This is a genomic window from Sphingomonas faeni, from assembly GCF_023195535.1.
Taxonomy (GTDB): Bacteria; Pseudomonadota; Alphaproteobacteria; order Sphingomonadales; family Sphingomonadaceae; genus Sphingomonas; species Sphingomonas faeni_B.
The window spans coordinates 1-1,321 of record NZ_JALPNF010000027.1 but is presented as its reverse complement, the minus strand read 5'-3'; the positions used below and the strand labels follow the sequence as shown (position 1 = coordinate 1,321).

Annotated in this window: 1 protein-coding gene and 1 other annotated feature; the gene reads left to right on the top strand. The window is 63.4% G+C overall.

Annotated features, from left to right (window positions below; genetic code table 11):
* Positions 1-50: 50 nt before the first annotated feature.
* A protein-coding gene (locus SPHN_RS18320) for an IS3 family transposase (protein ID WP_432715116.1) occupies positions 51-1,282 on the top strand; the annotation gives its coding sequence in 2 pieces (ribosomal slippage) (positions 51-348 and positions 348-1,282; 1,233 coding nt in all).
* Positions 335-451, top strand: a sequence feature (AL1L pseudoknot). (Overlaps the previous gene by 117 nt.)
* Positions 1,283-1,321: the final 39 nt, after the last annotated feature.

The window sequence follows — 1,321 nt, the reverse complement described above, 5'->3', positions numbered from 1 at the left end:
TGAACCGCGCCGGGTTTGTCGGAGGCTCCAACTCCTGAGAAGGTGGAGCCATGACGAGCAAGACGACGAACAAGTTTGCGCCCGAAGTCCGCGAGCGGGCGGTACGGATGGTTTTCGATCACGAGCGTGATCACCCGTCCAGATGGGCGACCGTGGTATCGATTGCCGAGAAGATCGGCTGCGTTCCGCAGACGCTGCATGAATGGGTGAAGAAGGCCGAAGTCGACAGCGGCAAGCGTGGCGGTGTCCCGACCGAGGTGGCCGACAAGGTGAAGGCGCTGGAACGCGAGATCCGCGAGCTGCGGCAGGCCAACGAGATTCTGCGTAAGGCGTCGGCATATTTCGCGCAGGCGGAGCTCGACCGCCCGTTCCGGCGATGATCGCTTTCATTGACGATCACCGCGATGCCTATGGGGTCGAGCCGATCTGCCGCGTCCTGCCGATCGCCCCATCCACCTACCACAAGCACGTCGCGCAGCGACAGGATTCAGCGCGTCTGTCGGCGCGGGCGCGGCAGGATGTGGCCCTCAAACCCGAGATAGCTCGCGTGTTCGCCGAGAACTTCGCGGTCTACGGCGTGCGCAAGGTCTGGCGGCAGATGATGCGGGAGGGCTTTGCGGTCGCGCGCTGTACCGTGGAGCGGCTGATGCGCGAGATGGGCTTGGCAGGGGTAATCCGGGGCAAGCCGGTGCGCACGACCATCAGCGACAAGACGGCGCCGTGCCCACGCGATCACGTCAATCGCCAGTTCTTTGCGCCAGCGCCAAACAGGCTTTGGGTGTCGGACTTCACCTATGTCGCGACCTGGGCGGGGTTCGTCTACGTCGCCTTCGTCATCGACACCTACGCCCGCCGGATCGTCGGATGGCGTGCCAGCAGGACAGCACATGCCAGCTTCGTCCTGGATGCGCTCGAGCAGGCGCTTCATGACCGCCGGCCGGTTCACCGTGGTGGCCTGATTCACCACAGCGACCGCGGGTCGCAATACGTGTCTATCAAGTACACCGAGCGACTTGCCGAGGCAGGGATCGAGCCGTCGGTTGGCAGCGTCGGCGATAGTTATGACAACGCTTTGGCCGAGACGATCAACGGCCTCTACAAAGCCGAGGTAATCCACCGGCGCGGACCCTGGCGCAGCTTCGAAGCTGTCGAATATGCCACGCTCGAATGGGTCGACTGGTTCAATCATCGTCGGCTGCTCGAGCCTATCGGCAACATCCCGCCTGCCGAAGCCGAACACCAATATTATGCTGCCGCAGACAACATCGATATGGCGGCGTGACTCACAACCCAAGGCCTCCGGCAGACCCGGGGCGGTTCA